The organism is Bacillus sp. 05T22 (assembly GCF_056396765.1).
Window position 1 is genome coordinate 1 of record NZ_JBFTMC010000200.1, and the last position, 3,553, is coordinate 3,553.

At 31.4% G+C, this 3,553-nt stretch carries 2 protein-coding genes and 1 pseudogene; 1 reads left to right on the plus strand and 2 read right to left on the minus strand.

Annotated features, from left to right (window positions below):
* Positions 1-166: 166 nt before the first annotated feature.
* On the minus strand, positions 167-1,153 hold the full coding sequence (locus AC1DIT_RS27525) for a hypothetical protein (protein ID WP_016132785.1): 987 nt from the start codon (positions 1,151-1,153) through the stop codon (positions 167-169).
* Between the two features lie 355 nt (positions 1,154-1,508).
* On the opposite strand from AC1DIT_RS27525, the gene AC1DIT_RS27530 reads away from it, so the two are divergent.
* Complete coding sequence (locus AC1DIT_RS27530; RefSeq protein WP_016113444.1) at positions 1,509-2,669, plus strand: tyrosine-type recombinase/integrase; 1,161 nt, start codon at positions 1,509-1,511, stop codon at positions 2,667-2,669.
* Positions 2,670-2,847: 178 nt separating this feature from the next.
* Here AC1DIT_RS27530 and AC1DIT_RS27535 read toward each other — a convergent pair.
* A pseudogene (locus AC1DIT_RS27535) lies at positions 2,848-3,240 on the minus strand (IS6 family transposase); the annotation flags it as partial.
* Between the last annotated feature and the right edge of the window lie 313 nt (positions 3,241-3,553).

Sequence of the window (3,553 nt, forward strand, 5' to 3'; positions counted from 1 at the left end):
ATAACTTAAAGAAAAACGGCAGTAGTAGCCGACAGCTACTAAAATAATATCTTTCTTGAATGGCAGTAGTAGCCGACAGCTACTAAAATAATATCTTTCTTGAATTGTTTTCCTTTAAAATATCTCATGTCTGATTCTCCTAGATCCTGTTTTCTAGAGTGTAGCTTCATGTAGGAAACTTTGCAACAGAACCATTAATTTTATCTCGAATTGCATCTTTAATAAATTCTTCGATGGAACTGTTTGTTTCTTCTACAATTTTTGTTATAGATTTATACTCGTTACTTGTGAGAGTTACCGGCTTTGTTACGGTATTACTATCTAAATACACACTATTATTAACACGTTGTATCAGTTTTCCTTCTATTATATAGGGTGCTAAGCTATCCATCCATTCGGTCTGCATTCCAGATGGTAATGATACTAGAGATTGACGAATATCAAAATACCAAAATTCATCTTCTACTGATATTTTTAAGTTTCTCGGAGACACATACTGTAATATGAGATCAATAAATCGAAAAATATCACTTCGTAATTGGTCAGATTTAGGGAAACGGAATTTCACAAATCTTTGATGATGACTTCGCGGTTGATCAGATAAAACATAGGCAGGCTCATATCCTACATTTATTGCATCCCCTAACGTCATGTCATTCCCAAATTCATCACGAAGTATGATATCTCCACGTTTTGGAATCGAGATAATACGTGCTAACGTATTCCCTTTCATAAACCTTTGTAATAATACTACATTATGCTTTTGTGAGTATGTATAGATCGTATTTTTTCGCTCTATTTGTTGTACTAATTCACGGATGTCATCTTCTTTTACAAATTTTGTTTTACGATTACGATGCTCCTGTATAGTACAAGCTAACTCTCCTTCTTCTATCCATTTTTCGAGTTGATACATACTGATATGATACGCTTTACTTGCTTGATATAGAGTAATTCCTTCTATCTCAAGTTCTTCTTTTAATTTCTCTACCTCTTCTCTTTTAAATAAAAAACTTCCATCTAAACGCCATGTATCCTTATTAATTGGATTTAGTTGTCCCTGTTTCATTAAATTATTAAATGTGAAGTGACTAATATCTAAGTACTCTTTTACCTCATTCGTGGTCATATTTATTTCATATGTACTAAGCATTTACGTTCCCCCTAAGATTCCAATTATATATATAAGAAATAATATTATTATGTGAATTATAATTTATAAAATAGATAATTTTAATTTATTATAACACAAATAAAAAGTAAACTATTTAAATTGATATTTAATAACGGGATATAATTTATAATTAAATTCATTTTTGATATAGTATAAAACAAATAAAAAAGAATGCATAAAAGTAAACACATAATAACCATAGAAAATGGGCGTTTTTCTATAGTCATATTACACTTTCATTTTTATAAAATTTAATCTTACTATGTAAATAATTTTGAATGTAATTCAGTTATAATAATAGATATAATAGAAATTAATAAGGAGTTAAATAACAATGAAATTTGAATTGAATACAATTCATAGTGAAACTTCTTTAGAAAATATAGAGAAACAAAAACAAAATTTCGCAAACATAATTGCATTATGGAATCTTGATTATATAAATGAAGCTGAATTTAAAAAGGAAAATAATGAAAGAGAAGATTCATATACATATGAGGGATTTTCAGATGAAGAAATATTGTACTACTACTTAAATCGGCAAACACATTTTGATCAAGAAAAACGTATAAAGGATGCATCCAGGACTCTATATGCACGTGATTTAAGCCAGTTCTATTTTTTCATCAAACAAAGTACAGAATTTCTGCAGCAAGATGTAAAAGACTACGAAGATGATCGTATATGGAGGAATCTACGAAAACGTCATATCCGTAACTATCAGAGGTGGTTGTCGGAGGAGGCTGTTTCCTATCAATCCAAGGAGAAATACAAAGCATCTACGATTAGTCGGAAACTTGGTGTGATCCGTTCGTATTTGAAATGGCTATATGAAATTCAATATATCCAGGAACCTCTTCATGTGGAAATTCTAAGTACGACCGTTAATAAACACCATAAACCAAAACGAGAGTTATCATATGAGGAAGTGAAGCAGTTGCTTCATTACTATAAGGATAATGAAATCAATTACGCTTTATTATCAGTTTTAGCTACCACTGGATTACGTGTTGCAGAAGTTGCGCATGCAAAGTGGGAAGATCTTGAGTATGACGATATACGTGGACGTTATTATTTAACAGTAGATACAAAGGGGGATAATGAACGGATTGTTTCTATTAATAAGGAGATTTTTAATCGTATTGTTGCATTTCGAATCCGGAGAAGGCTACCTATAAACATTGGGAATAAAAATGGTGGGACTATATTTCAAACAAAGAACCATTCAGCTTATAGAGAGAATTACTTGTCACAATATATTTCTAAAGTCATTAAGGATACCAAGTTAGCCTTTACAGAGAATATAAGAATTACCCCTCACTTCTTTAGACATTTTTATGTACAGTACTTATATGATTACAAAGGGCTTGCACCTCATGTAATCGCAGCTGCAGTTGGTCATAAAAATGATAGAACGACAAAAGAAAATTATTTGAAACAACGATTAACGAAAGATAATGATGCTGGAAATCTAATTTCGGAAGATGAATTCTAATTATATCGCTTTATATTTTGTATTAAACAGCTTCAATACAACTGTTTTTAGTTGTGTATTTTTTACATAATTAAAATTGATTATCTACCTGTTTTTTCTGTTGTTCTTATAAGGATTCATTAGTTCTTCGCCAAGATTCCCTAAACAATTAACATATCCATAGGGAAGCGTGTAGAACCTTGCTATAATGAAAAGACTGCAAGGCCTTCTTGAAAAAGCGCTTTGCAGCCTTCTGACCTCATGTTTTGCTCAGGTAAAAATCGATTGTATTTCCTTTCGAATCAACAGCACAATACAGGTACATCCATTGACCTTTTACTTTGATATATGTTTCATCGACTCTCCAGGAGTCGCTTGTTTGTTTAAGATGACGTCGGATTCGTTTGTCCAATTCAGGACTGTACTGATGAACCCAACGCATAATCGTTGTATGAGAAATGGATAAGCCCCGTTCCTCCATCATTTCCACTAAATCACGAAAACCGAGGTTGTACCGTAGGTACCATCTTACCGTTAACAAAATAATATCAGGCTGATAATGCTTCCATTTGAATACATTTTCTTTTTCTATATGGATCACACACCTTTTATAGAGTAGTACTATCAGTATGTCCAAGTTTACTAGACCAGTTTCACATATTTTAAAATCTTTGCACCAGAACCAATTTTACAAACCCTAATATATGTTAAAAGTAAAAACACATAACAGATCTTTCTTGTAATATGCTTTTTTGTTTTTGCTAGGTAACTTCTATTGTCATAAAGTAAACAGTGTCATCTTATCAAGACCTAAAAGCAAGAAAGCCTTAAAAAATAAAGGTGAGTACATATTAGTCATGTATAATATATACTTACCTTTATTTTCTTGTTACGCTAACATATAA